2 protein-coding genes are annotated in these 1,230 nt (G+C 62.2%); both read left to right on the top strand.

The window, feature by feature from the left end; translation table 11 throughout:
• A partial coding sequence (locus EYB42_RS17195) for a WYL domain-containing protein (RefSeq protein WP_240784254.1) occupies nt 1–437 on the top strand: 437 nt, incomplete at its 5' end.
• Complete coding sequence (locus EYB42_RS17200) at nt 422–1,087, top strand: HEPN domain-containing protein (protein WP_205910018.1); 666 nt, start codon at nt 422–424, stop codon at nt 1,085–1,087. The genes EYB42_RS17195 and EYB42_RS17200, both read left to right, overlap by 16 nt.
• The last annotated feature ends 143 nt before the right edge of the window (nt 1,088–1,230 follow it).

Here is a 1,230-nt window from a genome sequence, read left to right on the forward strand (position 1 = left end):
TTCAAAAGTCCCATGTGGATCACTCCGTTGCCCCCGCCGCTCACCGCTCTGGGGGAAGGTTCACATGGCTCAATTCTCAGTGGAAATTATACGCCTACCCGGCTCAGTTCTGGGTGGAAATCAACATCTGGCAGGATCCGGCGCAATATGGCGAGGTGATCTGGCGCTTTGCCCCCGAGGCCGCCGATCGCGCCGCGGGCTTCCGGTTTCATCCGCGGCAGGTGCTGGAACCGCAGCAGGACGGCAGCCTGATTGTGCGGTTCCACGCGGCCGGGTGGCTAGAGATGGCCTGGCACCTTTACCAATGGGGCGACAAGGTCGAAGTCATTGCCCCCCCAGGCGCTGCGCGACATGGTCGGAGGCCATCGCCGGTCAGACTTTGCCGCCATGCCGTGACCGGATTTCCAGAGGACGCATTTCCATGCCTGAGACCCTGACCTTTGCAGCGCTGAAGAAAAAACAACGCTCCATTCGCACGGGTTTTCCCGAGAACATGGGCCTGCGTGTCCACCGCGCCATCAGCTGGATCGGTCGGGCCGAAGCCTGCGAGGGGGACCACGACGCCCGTTTCATCTTCTTATGGATCGCCTTCAACGCCGCCTATGCCGATGAGCGCGAGTTCCAGTCGATGCCTCAGGGCGAGCGCGCGGCCTTCCTCGACTACTTCGGAAGGCTGACCGCACTTGATGCCGAACGGCGCATCCACAGGGCCATCTGGCAGCGCTTTTCGGGGCCGGTGCGGTTGCTTTTGGAAAACCGCTATGTCTTCAATCCCTTCTGGCAGCACCATAACGGGATCGTCGGCTTCGAGGATTGGGAGGATCGCTTCAAGGCGTCTGCGCGGGCCTTTGCGAACGCGTTCCAGACAGGCGACAGCGCGCGCGTCCTGAGCTTCGTGTTCGACCGCCTCTATGTCCTGCGCAATCAGCTTGTGCATGGCGGTGCAACCTGGAACAGCAGCATCAACCGCGCCCAGGTGCGCGACGGGGCTGCTATCCTTGGCTTCCTGCTGCCGATCTTCGTGGACATCATGATGGACAACCGCACCGCCGACTGGGGCCGCCCGTTCTATCCAGTCGTTCGGTAAGAACTCTGTCTGCCGGGCCAGTGACGTTGCCCCCAACTTTTATCCAGCGTGAGCGAGACTCCGGGTTTGAGTTTTGCCTGTTTGGGCGGGTTGGGCAACGGGGGCTGGCGCGGAGCTTTGCGGGTTGCGCAGCGTCAGGCCCC

It is taken from the genome of Tabrizicola caldifontis (genome assembly GCF_004762095.1).
GTDB classification, from domain to species: Bacteria; Pseudomonadota; Alphaproteobacteria; order Rhodobacterales; family Rhodobacteraceae; genus Tabrizicola; species Tabrizicola caldifontis.